Consider the following 15,743-nt stretch of genomic DNA (forward strand, 5'->3'; position numbering starts at 1 on the left):
ATCTGCACGTGCAAACCGCCTGGCGTGGCCGATCGACCTAGGGAAAGTCCGCAAATCCATTTCGGCAAATCAGTTTGCCATAAACAAATTTGCGTTGCATACTGCAAATGCATTTGGTTTAGACAAATACCGATCCGAAGGAGCCCCCGCATGAACACCGCCAAGAAATTCGCCTCCCAAGCCGACCTCGAAGAAAAGCAGATCAGCTTCACGAGGCTCTCGGAACACGCCTGGGCCTATACCGCCGAGGGCGACCCGAACACCGGCATCGTGATCGGTGACGACGCCGTGCTGGTAGCCGACACCCAAGCCACGCCGGCCATGGCGCAAGACGTGGTCAGGCGCATCCGCGAGGTGACCGACAAGCCGATCAAGTACGTGGTGCTCACGCACTATCACGCGGTGCGTGTGCTGGGCGCGAGCGGCTTCGCGCCGCAGCAGATCATCTCGAGCCAGGACACCCGCGACCTGATCGTCGAGCGCGGAGAGCAAGACAAGGCCAGCGAGATCGGCCGCTTTCCGCGCCTGTTCCAGAACGTCGAGACGGTGCCGCCGGGCCTGACCTGGCCCACCATGACCTTCACCGGCAAGATGACGCTGTGGCTCGGCAAGCTCGAGGTGCAACTGCTGCAGCTCGGCCGCGGCCACACCAAGGGCGACACCGTGGTCTGGCTGCCGCAGGACCGCGTGCTGCTCAGCGGCGACCTGGTCGAGTTCGATGCCACGCCCTACGCAGGGGATGCGTATTTCAAGGATTGGCCGCAGACGCTCGCGAACATCGCGGCGCTCAAGCCCGCCGCGCTGGTTCCGGGCCGCGGCCCCGCGCTGTCGGGCGAAGAACAGGTCGCAGCCGGCCTCAAGGCCACCGGCGATTTCATCGCCGACGTGCGCGCCTGCGTCGAAGCCGGCGTGGCCGCGGGCAAGGACCTCCATGCGGTCTACCAGGACACCTTCGCTCAGCTCAAGCCCAAGTACGGCCACTGGGTCATCTTCGACCACTGCATGCCGTTCGACGTGACGCGCTGCTACGACGAAGCCACCCAGTACCCGGATCCGCGCATCTGGACGGCCGAGCGCGACGTCGAGATGTGGAAGACCCTCGAAGGCTGATCGTCTTGCTCCCTCCCCTCCGGGGGAGGTTGGGGTGGGGGCAGGCAGAGCGCCAGATTCGAGCGCTGTCAGCCCCCATCCCAGCCTTCCCCCAGCGGGGGAAGGAGCAATACAGAAGACAAGGACACGGAGACAACACGTGATCGACTACCAAAGCCTGCGCTTCGACTACAAGCGCCATCCCGACCAGGACGCCGCGGCGCCGGTGCGCCGCCCCGTGGTCGTCGTCGGCGCAGGCCCGGTGGGGTTGGCGCTGGCCATCGATCTGGCTCAGCACCAGATTCCGGTGGTCCTTCTGGACAACGACAACACGCTGTCCACCGGCTCCCGCGCCATCTGCTTCGCGAAGCGCACGCTGGAGATCTTCGATCGGCTCGGATGTGGCGAGCGCATGGTCGACAAGGGCGTGTCCTGGAACGTCGGCCGCGTGTTCTTCAAGAGCGAGGAGATCTACAGCTTCGACCTGTTGCCGGAAGCGGGCCATGCGCGCCCCGCCTTCATCAACCTGCAGCAGTATTACGTGGAAGGTTTTCTGGCCGAACGCGTGTCCGAGTTGCCGCTGATCGATCTGCGTTGGAAGAACAAGGTCACGGGCGTGGTGCAGCACGCAGACCACGTCGAGCTGACGATCGAGACCCCCGACGGGGCGTACCAGCTCGAGGCTGATCATGTCGCGGCCTGCGATGGGAGCCGTTCGAGCATGCGCGGGTTGCTGGGGCTGGAGAGCAAGGGCCGCCAGTTCAAGGACCGCTTCCTCATTGCCGACGTGAAGATGAAGCTCGACCGGCCGGCCGAACGCTGGTTCTGGTTCGACCCCGAATTCCACCGCAACCAGAGCGTGCTGCTGCACATGCAGCCCGACAACGTCTGGCGCATCGACTTCCAGCTCGGCTGGGACGCCGACCCGGAAGAAGAGAAGAAGCCCGAGAGGATCATTCCCCGCGTCAAGGCGCTCTTGGGCGAAGACGCGCAGTTCGATCTCGAATGGGCGAGCGTCTATACCTTCTCGTGCCTGCGGATGGATCGGTTTCGGCAGGGCCGGGTGTTCTTCGCGGGCGATTCGGCGCACGGCGTTTCTCCGTTCGGCGCCCGCGGCGCCAACTCGGGCGTGCAGGATGCCGAGAACCTGGCGTGGAAGCTGGCCGCGGTCCTGCGGCGCCAGGCGCCCGACGCGCTGCTCGACAGCTATGGCCACGAACGCGAATACGCGGCCGACGAGAACATCCTCAACTCGACGCGCGCCACCGACTTCATCACGCCCAAGAGCGAGATCAGCAGATTGTTCCGGGACGCGGTGCTGGAGCTCGCGAAGTCACATGCCTTTGCGCGCACCCTGGTCAACAGCGGCCGGCTGTCCGTGCCGGCCACGCTGCGCACCTCGGCATTGAACACGCTGGACACCGACGCTTTCGAAGGGGGCATGGTGCCGGGCGCCGTGGCGGCGGACGCGCCAGTGATCCGCGCCGATGGCAAGGCGGGCTGGCTGCTGCGGGAAGCAGGGCGCTCTACGTTCACGGCGGTGGTGTTCGGCGATGGCGAGACGGCGGACCGCGCGGAGCGCGCCGTAACCGAAGCCGGCACCGCCGCAGGCGTACCCATCGCGACGGTGCGCATTCCGATCGATGAGGCTCACGCGATGGCGACTCGGCGTTATGACGCGCGGGACGGCACGGTCTACCTGCTGCGCCCCGACCAGCACGTGTGCGCGCGATGGCGCCGGGCCGACGCCGGCATCGTGCGTGCCGCGCTCGATCGCGCGATTTGCCGCAACGCCTGAAGGATTCCTGCCATGCCGCAAGCCACCACCGCGCACCTGACGACCGCACCGAACATCGATGCACCGGACGATTTCTACGAGGCACTGATCGAGGCGCACCAGGGCCTTTCCACGGACGAAAGCCACGCCTTCAATGCGCGGCTGGCGCTCGTCCTGGCCAATCACATCGGATCGCTGCCTGTGCTGCGCGAGGCCTTCGCCGCCGCAACACGCAGCTGAACTACCAGTCACAACCACCGGAGACAAAACCCATGATTCGCCTTTTCCTGACCGGCCTCGCATTGGCCGCAACCACCCATCTCGCCATTGCGCAAGACACCAAGCCCATCGAATGGGTGGTCGGCTACGCCGCAGGCGGCGGCTCCGACTCCGTCGCACGCGCCACGGCCGAGGCGATGTCAAAGAGCCTGGCCCGGCCCGTCGTCATCAACAACAAGCCAGGCGCGGCGACCAACATCGCTGCCGACTATGTGGCCCGCTCGAAGGACTACGGCAGTGTCATGCTGACGGCCGACTTCGCAACGCTCGCAGCCAACCCGTTCCTGTTTTCCAAGCTCAGCTACAACGCCGAGAAGGACCTCACGCCGGTCGGCATGCTGGCGCGTTTTCCGCTCGTTCTGGTGGTCGGCCCCCAGGTGCCGGCAAAGAACTTCAAGGAATTCATCGCCTGGGCCAAGGCGCAACCCGGCGGTGTGAACTACGCCTCGGCCGGTGCCGGAAGTCCGCACCATCTGGCCACCGAGTTGCTGCGCGAAAAAACCGGCGTGACGATGACGCATGTCGCCTACCGCGGCGCCGCGCCCGCGATGCAGGACATCCTCGGCGGCCAGGTGCCTTTCATGATGGTCGACACGGCCAGCGGCAATCAGTTCGTGCTGGCGGGCAAGGTCAAGGCGATCGGTGTCGCAAGCGCCAAGCGCATCGCGACCTTGCCCGACGTGCCGACGCTGGCCGAACAAGGGCTGAGCGATTTCGAGGCCTATGCATGGCAGGGGCTTGCCGTGCCGAGCGGCACGCCCGCCGACACGGTGGCAAAGCTCAACAAGGCGCTGGTCGACGCGCTGAATTCGACGGCGGTGCAGGCACGTTTCCAGGCGCTGGGCGTGGAAGGGCTGCCGGGCACGCCGAACGACATGGCCAGGTATGTCAAGGACGAACGCGAACGTTGGGGCGGCCTCATCAAGGCGAACGGCATCAGGATCGATTGAGGTTCCAGCCTGGCACGAACGTCTATGGCAGAGGGAGCTCGCGCATGAGGTTGCTGCGCACCCACGTGAACGCGCCGGACTGGACGTTGTTCGCTTGCCAGCGGCGGAATTCGGGATCGGCCGACAGCGGATCGGTGACCTTCGCGTATTCCGCCGCGTTCTCGAACTGCACGGTCAGAACATAGTTGCCCAGTTCGCCTGCGACCACGCTCCAAAGCTGAGGGCTGGGTGCGCCATGCTTCTTCCAGAGCGCCGCGCCCGCTTTCACGGCGTCCATGATGGCCTCGAGGTCGGCTCCGGGGCTGGGTCGCAGGACATATCGCGCTTCGTAGGCCATAGAAGTCTCCTTCGTCATAGCAAGAGCGACATTGAAGCACCTGAGCGCTTGGCGGGCAATCGATGGCGCATCGCGGCCTACCGCACTTGAAGCCAGCCGCGGGCCATCGTGAACATCTCCTTTTTTGTCGACATCGACTCGAACGCGAACCAGAACTGTCGCATGTGGCGTCTGAAGCGACGCTCCATGTCACTTTTTGGAGGCGACGCGCGCGCTTTTCGCTGGCTGGGAAGTGGGCATGGATCGTGCGCCTTGTGCCCCGGCAAGTCCCCGGCAACGCGTCCCGGCGGCAGCTGATTCTCTTTCAATCAAAAAACGTTTTTCATGATCATTTTTTCCCGACGGTGCGTTTCTGCACTGATGATTTCGGTGCTCCTGTTTGGCTGCGGTGGTGGAGGCGGAGGTGGTGGTACTCAAGGCGGGGGCTTGGCCGGCCTGATCGGCTTGGGCGGCAGCAGTGGTAGCCAAGGCGCCAATGGCGCCACCCAGGGTGGCGATAGCCAAAGTGGCGGAAGCACGGGAAGCACAGGGGGTACGGGCAGCACAGACGGCGTTTCTTCGCCCGTCGCGGCGACCACTGCGTTGGTGACCAGGCTCGGCAAGCCCGCTCGGGTGCTGCTCGGACTCGGCGCGGGCAATCCCCTCGATCAGATGAAAAGCCAGGACATTCATCCCGACATCGTGGACGCCTACCTCGTGGGTGTGGGTGCGGGCGCCTGGCCCACCTGGAACAGCCCCGATGGGGCGTACATCACCTACACCGCGCAGGCCATCCAGGCCTACGGCGCGATCCCGATGTTCACGCTGTACCAGATGACGGCGCTCGGCGAGGGCAATTTGAGCGGCATCAACGATGCGACTTTCATGAACAACTACTGGGCGCAGGTCCGGTTGATGTACCAGCGCATTGCGGCCCTTGGTACGCCCGTTCTGATCAACCTGGAGCCGGACTTCTGGGGATTCGTTGCGGCCCAGGCGCCCGATCGCGATGCAACGCGGCTGGCGGCCGTCGTCAGCAGCCAGCCCGAATGCAGCGGGTTGCCCAACACCGCCGGGGGCCTCGGCCAATGCCTGGTGCGAATGGGCAGGCAGATCGCGCCCAAGGCGCTGGTGGGATTCCCGCCTGCCTTCTGGAGCGGCACCGCTGCCGCAATCGGCGCCCAGATGCGGGCGGTCGGCGCGCATCAGGCGGACTTCATCGTCGCCCAGACCAGCGACCGTGACGCGGGCTGCTGGGAGGTCCCGTCGCCTCCCGCGGAATGCACGGGCCGAAGCGGTCCGTTCTACTGGGACGCAAGCAACACCACCAGCCCGAACTTCCATGAGTCGCAGCGCCAGATTTCGGACTATCGCGCCGCCCTGGGCAATGGGCTGCCGATCCTGTGGTGGCAAACGCCGATGGGTGTGCCGTCCGACACGCCCGGTGGCACCGACCTGCACTATCGCGACAACCATGTCGACTACATGCTGCGCAACGCCCAGGAATACGGTGACACCCACACGTTTGCATTCGTCTTCAGCGCCGGGGGGAGCGTTCAGACCTCGATCAGCACCGACGGCGGCCAGTTTGCGCGCCTTTCGGCTCAGTATCTTGCACGAGGCGGCGCCACTTTGAAGTAGCCATCGGCAAAGGCTGCGATTCAGCAGCCCAGCTTTTCCGCCATCCGTTGCTGAAGATCGGCAAAGCTCGCGCGCACCGCGTCTGCCAACGCCGGCAGCAGCGGATTCGAATCCGTCTTCCTTCTCAGCAACACGAGCACCTCGCTGGCGGCCGGTGCGCGCAGGCGGCAGAAACTCACGCCCGCCGCGCCGAGCAGCGCGCACGAAGACGGCACCAAGGCCACGCCGAGCCCGGCACCGACCAGGTCGAGCACGCCATGCACCGTGCTCGCTTCGTAGCGGATGCGCGGGCTGAAGCCGGCCTTGGCGCAGAGGTAGATCGACTGGTCGAAGTACGCCGGACCCCGGTGCCGGGTGAAGGCGACGAAATCATGCTCGGCGAAGCTGCGCAGTTCGACCGGATTGCCGGCGCGGCGTGCTTGCTGCGGTGTCAGCGCAAGGCAAAAGGGATCGGGCATCTGCGCCGCGACCGTGAGGCGCGGATGATGCGGCTTGCTGCGTGCGATTCCGGCATCGAGATGACCTGCGGCCACCGCCTCCGCCTGCTCGCTGCTGATCATCTCGCGCAGTTCGATATGCAGCGCCGGATGTTCTTTCTTGAGATGCCGGACCAGCTTCGGCAGCACCGTGCTGCTGGCAGAAGGCACGAAGCCGAGCGCCAGGTGGCCGCCGCTGGCGCTTCCCGTCACGGACTCCTTCATGCGCGCCGCGCGGTCGAGCAGGTACCGCGCTTCCGGCAGCAGCGATTCGCCTGCCGCCGTCAGGCGTACGCCCTTGGGATGGCGCACAAAGAGCGCAGTGCCCATTTCCTCTTCGAGCTGCCGGATCTGCACCGACAGCGGTGGCTGCGCGATGAACAGCTTTTCCGCGGCCCGGCTCAGGTTGCCCGTTTCAGCCACGGCCACGAAGTAGCGCAGGTGCCTCAGTTCCATGCTCATGAAAAACTCCATATTCAGGAGGTATCGAGTCCATAGCTTATCGGTGTTTGGCATATCGAAGCTCTGCGGCCAGAATTCGTGCATTCCAGGCGCAGGAGCGCCGGCACTGAATGGAGACACACATGAAGAAAGCTCTCGCCCTCCTGACGGGTTGTGCATTCGCCCTGGCCGCGTCGGCCCAGGACTGGCCTGCCAAGCCGGTCAAGCTGGTGGTGCCCGCACCGGCCGGCAGCTCGCTCGACTTCATCGCCCGCACGCTGGGCGACAAGCTGCGCGAACGATGGAAGCAGCCGGTCGTGATCGACAACAAGGCCGGTGCGGGCGGCATGCTGGGCATGACCGCGGTTGCCAAGGCACCAGCCGATGGCTACACCCTGGGCGTCGGCTTCAACGGCCCGATCGCGTTCGGGCCGCACATGTACAAGAAGATGGCCTACGACCCCGCCAAGGACCTGCTGCCCATCGTGCTGACCTCGTCGCAACCCAACGTGCTGGCGGTTGCGGCCAGCATTCCGGCCAAGACCCTGCCCGAGTTCGTGGCCTGGGCCAAGAAGCAGGGCGGCAAGCTCAACTACGCCTCGGTGGGCGCCGGCAGCTCTTCGCACCTGACCATGGAGCTGTTCAGGAGTGTGGCGGGTTTCGACGCCACGCATGTGCCGTTCGCCGGCTCGCCGCCGGCCGGTATTTCACTGGCTTCCGAAGAGACGCAGGCTCTCTTCACCGTGGCGCCTGCGCTGCTGCCGCTGATCCAGGGCGGCCGCATCCGCCTGCTGGCCGCCACCAGCCTCCAGCGCACCGAAACCATGAAGGACCTGCCCACGGTCGCCGAGGCGGGCTACCCCGGTTTCGAAGCCTTGGCGTGGAACGGCCTGTTCAGCGCCGCCGGCACACCGCCGGAAGTTGTGCGCCGCATCAATGCCGACGTCAACGATGTCATGAAGGACAAGGGCGTGCGCGATGCTTTCGCCAAGCAGGGCCTGATCCTCGGCGGAGGCTCGCCCGACGAGTTCAAGACCTTCATCGCGGCCGAAAGCCTCAAGTGGGGCGCCATCATCAAGAAGGTCGGCATCAGCATCGACTGACGCCGGAATCAAGCACCATGCAAGCCTTGCGCAAGACACGCCCGGAAGCGGGTCTCGAACTGGTTGACATACCAGCGCCCGTGCCTGAAGCCGATTCGAGCGACGTCCTCGTGAAGGTCAGCGCCACCGGCATCTGCGGCAGCGACCTGCACGTGGACGACTGGACGTCCAGCTATGCCTTCATCACCCAGAGCCTTCCGGTCACCATCGGGCACGAGTTCGTCGGGGTTGCACAGACCGGCCCCCTGGCCGGCCGGCGCGTGGTCGTTCGTCCCTCCGTGACCTGCGGCGCCTGCGCTGCTTGCGCCACGGGCGATCACGATGGCTGCGAGAAGCGCCGCGGCATCGGCATGACCCGCGATGGCGCTTTCGCGCCCTGGGTCAGGGTGCCCTTGCGCAACTGCGTGCCCGTGCCAGACAGCCTGAGCGACGAACTCGCGGCGCTCACCGAGCCGCTCACCATAGCGATGCAGGCGCTTCGCATCGCAGGCGACGTGGCCGGCAAGCGCGTGCTGGTGATGGGCCCGGGCACCATCGGCCAGGGGATCGCGGCGCTCGCGCGCCGCGCCGGTGCCGTGCAGCTCGTGGTCAGCGGCTGCCATGACGCAGCCCGGTTCGACGCACTGCGCCGGATGGGCTTCGATGCGCTGGTCGACGTGGCTGTGCAGCCGCTGGCCGAAGGCGCCCGGCAGCACACAGGCGGCGAACCCTTCGATCTCATATTCGAAGCGACGGGGGTGCCCGAAACCATCACGGAAGGCCTGGGGCTGCTGCGGCGCAATGGCATCGTGGTCGTCACCGGCATCCATGCCCGTCCGCTTCTGCTCGACCTGACACCGATGGTGCGCAACCAGCAACAATTGCGCGGCTCCTTTCGCCCGCCCGAATCCGACTGGCCCCTGGCCCTCGAACTGATGGGCCAGTTGGATGCCGTCATGCGCCCGATGGTCAGCCATGTCCTGCCGTTGTCGCAAGCCAAGGAGGGCTTTGCGCTGGCGCGCGCGAAGGCGGCGAGCAAGGTGCTCCTGAAGCCGGAAGCACGCGATGAATGACGACATGGCCGGCACGGGCGCCGTGCTGGCGCTGTGGAACGACGTCACGCCCGACGTGGATGCCGAATACAACACGTGGCATGCGGGCGAGCACGTGCCCGAGCGGTTGACGGTCCCAGGCATGCTGTGGGGCCGACGCTACCGACGCGCGTGCAACAGCCTTGCGCCACGCTACCTCACGCTCTACGGCATGCGCGACGTACAGGTCCTGGATAGCGATGCCTATCGCCTTCTGCTGAGCAGGCCCACGCCGATGAGCGCGCACATGCGCCCGCACCTGCGCAACCTGTCGCGCTGGGTGTGCGATGTCCGCGAGGCGCATGGTTTTCTGGCATCGACACACGTGGCCGTGTGGACCTTCGATGCGGAAGATGCGGCTCGCGCGTGCGCAGGTGCACAGGCGGAATCCTGCCCGCATGACCTTCTGCTCGCCCAGCGATCGCCCGACGCAGCGCCGCTGCCATGGCTCACGGGGAGCCAGGCGCAGGCGATCGAAGGAAGCTGGCTGTTGGCCATGGGAATGCCCGGGCAGGTGATGGCTTCAGCGCAAGCCGTGCCGGGCGCAGTTCTGTACAAAACCCTTCCGGTCCAGCCGGCCCTGGCGCCCCGTCTCTGAGCAGAGTCGTCTGCGCAGTGCGCCGTCGACTGTAGACTTCGCGGCCATGTTTCGTCTCCGGTTGTCATTCGCTTTTGCGGTTCTTGTTGCGCTGGTGTGCTGCCAAGCGGCCTTTGTCTACTGGGGCTCCAATCGCGTCAATGAATACGCCGCGCACAGCCGGCTGACGAGCGACATTCTTTCCGAACTCCTCGAGATTTCCGCCAACAAGCAGCGGTTGCGTGTGTGGGCTTCGCAGCGGCTCATGAATGCGGAAGCGACGCCGGGCGTCCGAGATCAGCTGCTCGAGCGAATGCGAGCCGGCGCGGCGCGGCTGGATGCCATGTCCCGCCTTCATCTGGACTCATGGCGGAAGGTGTCCTCGCGAGAAGAGATCGCCGTGCCGCAAGAGGCCTTTCAGCTGGTCGAGATCAGCAAGTTGCTGGATGGAAACATCCTCGAGGTACAGGCACAGCTGCAGGATTTGCAGCCGCTGTCGCCTGGCGCGGAGTTCCCGAACGTCTGGCGGCAAGTGGCCCAGGTGTTCGACATGACCCAGGGCCGGGATCTTCGCGAGCTGCTCAACGGCGCCATCGAAGGACAGCGCAAGGCGGTTCCCATTGCCCGCGCCGCGACCGAGCGAGGTCTGGACCGGCTCAGGCAGCAGGCGATTGCCATGGCGATCATCGCCCTTGTCGCGGCCGTGCTGTGGGCGCTGCATCTGCGCGGGCGCCTCAAGCGCCCCCTGGAGCTGTTGCTGCAAGGGACGCGGGCACTGCAGTCCGGTAGCCTGGAGCACCGCATCGAACTTGCATCGGGCGATGAATTCGAAGTGGTGGCCCGCCATTTCAACCAGATGGCGGCGGAACTTCAGCAACATCGCCAGGAGGCCGACGAAGCCCGCCGGCGCCTGGAGGATGCGGTCAGGGACCGGACGCAGGAGTTGCAGTCGGCCCATGACACGCTTCAGCTTCTGGATCATCGGCGGCGGCAACTCTTTGTCGATCTCAGCCATGAGTTGCGAACACCGGCCACCGCGATTCGCGGGGAGGCGGAGATCACGCTGCGCGGCGGCGACAAGCCCGTCGAGGAGTACCGGCAGGCCTTGAAGCGCATCGTCGGGACCGTTCAGCAGTTGACCCATGTGATTGGCGATCTGCTTCTGATCGCGCGGGCGGAAGCCGACCAGTTGGTGATCCAGCCGTCCCCCATGGATCTCTCGATGCTCCTGAGCGAAGCCGCCGAGCAGGGAGAAGCCCTGGCTGCAGTCCACGGGATTGCACTGGCCTACGAGCCGGCAGCGGAAATGGTCATGGTTCGCGCCGACGGCGACCGCCTGCGCCAGGCCGTGATGATCGTCCTGGACAACGCCATCCGCTATTCGCGCGTGAACGGCAAGGTGCACCTGGGCTGCAAGGTGGCCGGAGAAGAAGTCTCCATCGTGGTTCGCGACCACGGCATCGGCATCGACCAGGACGAGTTGCCGCGCGTGTTCGAGCGCTTCGTCCGCGGTCACCGGGCACGCGCTCATCGCGCGGATGGCAGCGGCATCGGCCTCTCCATTGCGCAGGCCATCGTCAAGGCCCATCGCGGGCGCATCGACATACGGAGCGCGCCGGAGGAGGGGACTGAAGTTCGTGTCGTCCTTGCGCGCCTGCCGATCCACGAACCCGAGGCCAGTGTCCAGCAGCCATGAACAGAAGCATCCTGATCGTTGAAGACGACCCCCGCGTCGCGGATTTCCTGGTGCGCGGGCTGAAGGCTGAAGGCTTCGCGGTGCAGCATGCCCGAACCGGTCCGGACGGACTGGAGCTGGCGCGCCGGGGAGAACTCGCGCTTCTGATCCTGGACCTGATGCTGCCGGGCATCAACGGCCTGGAGCTGTGCCAGACCTTTCGCGCAGAGGGTGGACAGACGCCCGTGCTGATGCTGACCGCAATGAGCACGACCGAAGACAAGGTGAATGGGTTGCGACTCGGCGCCGATGACTACCTGACCAAACCCTTCGACTTCGAGGAGCTGCTCGCGCGCATCGAGGCACTGCTGCGCCGCGGTCGGGACCTCAGGCCGCAGGTCACGACATTGCAGGTGGCGGACCTGGTGCTGGACCGCGAGCGCATGCGGGTCGAACGCGCGGGGCAGCCGATCACGCTCACCGCCAAGGAACTGGCCTTTCTCGAATTGCTCATGAGCGCACCCGGACGGGTCTACAGCCGCGAACGCATCCTGGCCAATGTCTGGGGCACGCATGAAGATCCGCTCACCAATATCGTGGACGTCTACGTGCGGCGTCTTCGGATGAAGATCGACAGCGAGCACGCGGTGCCACTGCTGCAGACCGTGCGCGGCCTGGGCTATCGGCTCAGCGAGACCGCGAGCTAGGCAGTTGTTCATCGGGCGTTCATCTTCTGCTCAGGGCAGGTTCATCGCAGCGGCGATGGGCGTTCATTCGGCCCTCGAACAATGAGTCCTGTATTCAACCACTTGCATGAATGGACTCCTTGATGACCTCGCGTTTTCCCAAGCTTCTTTCCGCGTCCGCAGCGCTGGTGCTCTGCATGTCGACTTCCGTGTTCGCGCAGACCACCGCCTCGCAATCGACTTGTGCGCCCGCCGAGGAACGCCAGATCGCGGCGCTGTTCGATCGATGGAATGCCTCCTTGGCCACGCTGGACCCGGACAAGGTGGTCGCCAACTACGCGCCCGACGGCGTGCTGCTGGCCACGGTTTCGAACCAGCCTCGAACCACGCCGCCCCAGATCCGCGACTACTTCGTCAAGTTCCTCAAGGATGCGCCGCAAGGAAAGATCGACACGCGCACGATCAAGGTCGGCTGCAACGTCGCGCAGGACATTGGCACCTACACCTTCAAGTTCAAGGACGGCAAGACGGTGCACGCCCGCTACACCTATGTATACGAATGGCTCAACGGCCAATGGCTGATCGCGCACCATCATTCATCGGCTATGCCTGAGAGCGTTGCGGCAAAATAAACTTCCGACGCCGCCGAATCGATAGGACTTCAATGCTCGAACTCTTGACGGACCCTCAGGTCTGGATCGCCTTCGCCACCCTGACGGCACTCGAGCTGGTCCTTGGCATCGACAACATTATCTTCATCGCCATCCTGGTCGACAAATTGCCTCCCGCCAATCGCGAGTTCGCGCGACGCGTCGGCCTGGTCTTGGCCATGGTCATGCGGATCGGCCTGCTGCTGGTTCTGGCCTGGATCGTCGGCCTGGTCGCTCCGCTTTTCTCGGTGTTCAACCAAGAAATATCGGGGCGAGACCTGGTCCTGATCCTGGGTGGCCTGTTCCTCATCTGGAAGAGCACGACCGAGGTTCACCAATCGCTGGAGGGGGAGCATGAGCAGAAATCCAGCGCAGCCAAGGCGACCCTCGCCTCCGTGATGCTCCAGATCGTGCTGGTCGATATGGTGTTCTCGCTGGACTCGATCATCACCGCGGTCGGGATGGTGGACGACGTGCGCATCATGATCGCTGCGGTGATTGCCTCCGTGCTGCTGATGATGCTGTTCGCCGGCCCCATCGGGCGCTTCGTCTCGGACCATCCCACCATCAAGATGCTGGCGCTGGCCTTCCTCGTGGTCGTGGGTGTCGTGCTCGTTGCGGAGGGCTTCGATCACCACGTGCCCAAGGGCTATGTTTACTTCGCAATGGCCTTTTCCGTGGGCGTGGAAATGCTCAATATCCGGATGCGCAAGAAAGCGGCCAAGGCCGTGAAGCTGCACCCGCCGCATATACCAGGCGATTGAAGAAAACTGCGCTTCGGTCCCCGCGTTGAATGGGCGAGAGGGCGCTGCTCAGCTGTCCGCCGACTGGTGCAGATGCCGCCGCAGCCGCCGCACGTTGAGCAGCACCAGCAGTGCGATCACCGGCACCGCGACCAGCGTCACCGCGGTTTCGTGCCAGCCCATGGCTTTGGCCAAGGGCTTCAGCAGGTAGTTGCTGAGGCCGACGCCGTAGTAGGTCATGGCGATCACCGACAGGCCCTCGACCGTCTCCTGCAGCCGCAACTGCAGGCCCTGGCGCCGGTCGAGCGAACTGAGCAGCGCCTGGTTCTGGCGTTCGCGCTCGACTTCGGAGCGCGTCTGCAGCAACTGCGCGGCGCGGGCAATCCGCTCTGACAACTGCGTCTGGCGGGCCGCCGTGGCGGCGCAGCTGTCCATGGCCGGACGAAACCGGCGCTCCAGAAATTCCGACAGCGGCTGCAGGCCCGGCACCAGCATCTCGCGCAGATCGACAAGCCGCTGGTTCACGATGCCGCTGTAGGCGCGGGTGGCCGCAAAGCGCGCACTGTTCTCGGCCATTGCATGCTCGACCTGCGCGGCCAGCGTGACGAGCTCGTGCAGCAGGACTTCGTCGCCATCCGTCGCATCGTGGAAGCGGGCCATGAGCGACGACAGCTGGGTCTCCTCGGCTGCGATCTGCCCCATGCGGCGCGAGGCCAGGGGCAGGCTGAGCAGGGCCATCATGCGGTAGGTGTCGACTTCGATCAGGCGCTGGACGGTGCGGCCCGCGCGCCGCCGGTTCATGGCGTGGTCGAACACCAGGAAACGCGTCACGCCTTCTTTCGTGCGAAGGTCCGACACCACGGTGGCAGCGCCTTCGGCGACCCGGTTGCCCACCAGCAGATCGCTGCCGAAAAGCGGCGCCACCAAGCGCGCATGGGGCGGATCGCCAGGGCAGGGGAGCACGGCCAGCTGCGTTGCGGAGATCATGCGGCCGGGGAGCGAGGCCAGCCAATCGTGCGGCAGGGCATCGAGCCAGCCGGTGTCGAAAGCCTGGTCCATGGCGAGCTCGCCAAGATCGGTGAACACGGTGAAGGTGTGGAACTCCGTGTGGCGCTCCCAGCGCACGCGCAGCGCGCCGCACCGCACCTGGCACTGCGTGGCGGTGCCCGCTCCGGAGGCGTCGCCGCCCAGCCGCGCCAGATGCGCGATGCAAAGCGCGTCGTCGTCCGGGCCTTCGCGCAGCGTGGCAATGGCCAGCGCCGCACCGGGCGTGGAAAGTGGCTCGAACGGGCGCGCGTGGATTTCGTCGGCCAGCTGCTGGCGTCCTTCCACTTCGGTCGGTAATTTCAATTGGGGGCTCCTGGAACCGCATTGTTCCTCAAGCACCTGGAGATCTTGGGCCCGGGCGGCCGTCTGCGGCCGCTGCGAGGCCGGGGGGAGCCCTAGATTTGGGGCTCGCGCGGAAGTTCGAAAGCGAGGGTGACGAATGCCACCTCGGCCGCCTGGCGCGGGTCGCGATCGACATTCAGCGGATAGAGCGCCGCGGCCAGGGAGTCCAGCCATTCGCGGTCGACCGCGCCGTTGCAGCGATCGTAGAACGCGCTCCTGAATTCGTGCCACCACGCCTCAGCGGGAGGCAAGGCGCTTCCGGCGACGATGATGGGTTTGTCAGGCTTCCACATGGGCTCTGTGCATGTTGGTGTTCGGGCGCCAGCATGGCTGACGCCCCAAATGCCGGCTGTTTGGGAATGTGAAATCTAGACCTTGTGCTCGCGTGGCGCACTCACTTGTTTATGTGAGACAACCATTTGGCAAAGCACAGGCCGGTTATCCGACGGGATTCCTGCGAGCCGCCCACCTCAATGCCCCTCAGTGGGGTATGTAAAAAGTTCACATTCCTGCCCATTGCCTTACCATCGCCTTACTGGTCATCGGTACGCCGGCCGCCCCTAGCCGGCTGCCTACGAGGAGGAACCATGGAGCCAGAGAAATCACCATTCGATGTGCTCGGCACGCATCCATATCCGCAACAACAGTGGCGGTGCGCCTTTGTGGCCGAGTGGGCCCGGCTGGCGGAAGGTTGCGCCGATGCGGCTCAAACGGCCGAAGCCGCCGCGGAACTTTATGCGCGGTATGGCGCGCGCAACCCAACGGAGGTCGCCCGCGAAGAGTGGGGCGGCCCCGCCGAGTGACCCGCGATTGCTGCTTTTACAGGCGCAGCATCGCGGCCCAGTCGTGGCAACGGTTTCCGGCGATGCGCACAGCTTTTT

18 protein-coding genes are annotated in these 15,743 nt (G+C 65.3%); 13 read left to right on the forward strand and 5 right to left on the reverse strand.

What is annotated here, in order from left to right; genetic code table 11:
* Positions 1-150 precede the first annotated feature (150 nt).
* The 4 genes from ASC78_RS01585 to ASC78_RS01600 all read left to right on the forward strand — a co-directional run bounded on the left by ASC78_RS01585 (position 151) and on the right by ASC78_RS01600 (position 4,095).
* The gene (locus ASC78_RS01585) at positions 151-1,110 is read left to right on the forward strand and encodes an MBL fold metallo-hydrolase (protein ID WP_055795479.1); all 960 of its coding nucleotides are present in this window, start codon (positions 151-153) and stop codon (positions 1,108-1,110) included.
* Positions 1,111-1,249: 139 nt separating this feature from the next.
* Entirely contained in the window at positions 1,250-2,887 is a 1,638-nt protein-coding gene (locus ASC78_RS01590; protein WP_055795482.1) for an FAD-dependent oxidoreductase, read from the forward strand.
* A gap of 12 nt (positions 2,888-2,899) precedes the next feature.
* Entirely contained in the window at positions 2,900-3,106 is a 207-nt protein-coding gene (locus ASC78_RS01595; protein ID WP_055795483.1) for a DUF2783 domain-containing protein, read from the forward strand.
* 32 nt (positions 3,107-3,138) lie between these two features.
* The gene (locus tag ASC78_RS01600; RefSeq protein WP_055795485.1) at positions 3,139-4,095 is read left to right on the forward strand and encodes a Bug family tripartite tricarboxylate transporter substrate binding protein; all 957 of its coding nucleotides are present in this window, start codon (positions 3,139-3,141) and stop codon (positions 4,093-4,095) included.
* Positions 4,096-4,117: 22 nt separating this feature from the next.
* Here the strand turns inward: ASC78_RS01600 and ASC78_RS01605 are convergent, their stop codons facing one another.
* The gene (locus tag ASC78_RS01605) at positions 4,118-4,432 is read right to left on the reverse strand and encodes an NIPSNAP family protein (protein WP_055795487.1); all 315 of its coding nucleotides are present in this window, start codon (positions 4,430-4,432) and stop codon (positions 4,118-4,120) included.
* Positions 4,433-4,621: 189 nt separating this feature from the next.
* Positions 4,622-5,104 carry a hypothetical protein gene (locus tag ASC78_RS27820; RefSeq protein ID WP_235504948.1) on the reverse strand — a complete coding sequence of 161 codons (483 nt, stop codon included), beginning with the start codon at positions 5,102-5,104 and terminating at the stop codon, positions 4,622-4,624.
* On the opposite strand from ASC78_RS27820, the gene ASC78_RS01610 reads away from it, so the two are divergent.
* Positions 5,084-6,052 carry a hypothetical protein gene (locus ASC78_RS01610; RefSeq protein ID WP_235504949.1) on the forward strand — a complete coding sequence of 323 codons (969 nt, stop codon included), beginning with the start codon at positions 5,084-5,086 and terminating at the stop codon, positions 6,050-6,052. The two genes, ASC78_RS27820 and ASC78_RS01610, sit on opposite strands and share 21 nt — an antisense overlap.
* Positions 6,053-6,072: 20 nt before the next feature.
* On the opposite strand, the gene ASC78_RS01615 is transcribed toward ASC78_RS01610, so the two are convergent.
* Complete coding sequence (locus ASC78_RS01615; protein ID WP_162246072.1) at positions 6,073-6,990, reverse strand: LysR family transcriptional regulator; 918 nt, start codon at positions 6,988-6,990, stop codon at positions 6,073-6,075.
* 122 nt (positions 6,991-7,112) lie between these two features.
* On the opposite strand from ASC78_RS01615, the gene ASC78_RS01620 reads away from it, so the two are divergent.
* The 7 genes from ASC78_RS01620 to ASC78_RS01650 all read left to right on the forward strand — a co-directional run bounded on the left by ASC78_RS01620 (position 7,113) and on the right by ASC78_RS01650 (position 13,494).
* Positions 7,113-8,072 carry a Bug family tripartite tricarboxylate transporter substrate binding protein gene (locus ASC78_RS01620; RefSeq protein ID WP_055795939.1) on the forward strand — a complete coding sequence of 320 codons (960 nt, stop codon included), beginning with the start codon at positions 7,113-7,115 and terminating at the stop codon, positions 8,070-8,072.
* A gap of 17 nt (positions 8,073-8,089) precedes the next feature.
* Complete coding sequence (locus ASC78_RS01625; protein ID WP_055795493.1) at positions 8,090-9,124, forward strand: zinc-dependent alcohol dehydrogenase; 1,035 nt, start codon at positions 8,090-8,092, stop codon at positions 9,122-9,124.
* The gene (locus ASC78_RS01630) at positions 9,117-9,740 is read left to right on the forward strand and encodes a DUF4286 family protein (protein WP_157634342.1); all 624 of its coding nucleotides are present in this window, start codon (positions 9,117-9,119) and stop codon (positions 9,738-9,740) included. Before ASC78_RS01625 ends, ASC78_RS01630 begins: the two co-directional genes overlap by 8 nt.
* 46 nt (positions 9,741-9,786) lie before the next feature.
* Positions 9,787-11,415, forward strand: a complete 1,629-nt coding sequence (locus ASC78_RS01635; protein WP_055795497.1) for a sensor histidine kinase — start codon at positions 9,787-9,789, stop codon at positions 11,413-11,415.
* Complete coding sequence (locus tag ASC78_RS01640; protein WP_055795499.1) at positions 11,412-12,101, forward strand: response regulator transcription factor; 690 nt, start codon at positions 11,412-11,414, stop codon at positions 12,099-12,101. Before ASC78_RS01635 ends, ASC78_RS01640 begins: the two co-directional genes overlap by 4 nt.
* A gap of 122 nt (positions 12,102-12,223) precedes the next feature.
* Positions 12,224-12,712, forward strand: a complete 489-nt coding sequence (locus ASC78_RS01645; RefSeq protein ID WP_055795942.1) for an SgcJ/EcaC family oxidoreductase — start codon at positions 12,224-12,226, stop codon at positions 12,710-12,712.
* 32 nt (positions 12,713-12,744) lie between these two features.
* Positions 12,745-13,494, forward strand: coding sequence for a TerC family protein (locus tag ASC78_RS01650; RefSeq protein ID WP_055795501.1), 750 nt, complete (start codon positions 12,745-12,747; stop codon positions 13,492-13,494).
* Between the two features lie 48 nt (positions 13,495-13,542).
* On the opposite strand, the gene ASC78_RS01655 is transcribed toward ASC78_RS01650, so the two are convergent.
* Positions 13,543-14,823 carry a DUF3422 family protein gene (locus tag ASC78_RS01655; protein WP_162246073.1) on the reverse strand — a complete coding sequence of 427 codons (1,281 nt, stop codon included), beginning with the start codon at positions 14,821-14,823 and terminating at the stop codon, positions 13,543-13,545.
* Between the two features lie 92 nt (positions 14,824-14,915).
* Positions 14,916-15,155: a hypothetical protein gene (locus ASC78_RS27605; protein ID WP_055795505.1), complete on the reverse strand. Its 240-nt coding sequence runs from the start codon at positions 15,153-15,155 to the stop codon at positions 14,916-14,918.
* A 294-nt stretch (positions 15,156-15,449) separates the two neighbouring features.
* Between ASC78_RS27605 and ASC78_RS01665 the strand changes: the two genes are divergently transcribed.
* A complete protein-coding gene (locus ASC78_RS01665; RefSeq protein ID WP_157634343.1) occupies positions 15,450-15,665 on the forward strand; it encodes a hypothetical protein in 216 nt (71 codons plus the stop codon).
* Positions 15,666-15,743 lie beyond the last annotated feature (78 nt).

The sequence above is a fragment of the Variovorax sp. Root318D1 genome (assembly GCF_001424835.1).
Lineage (GTDB): Bacteria > Pseudomonadota > Gammaproteobacteria > Burkholderiales > Burkholderiaceae_C > Variovorax.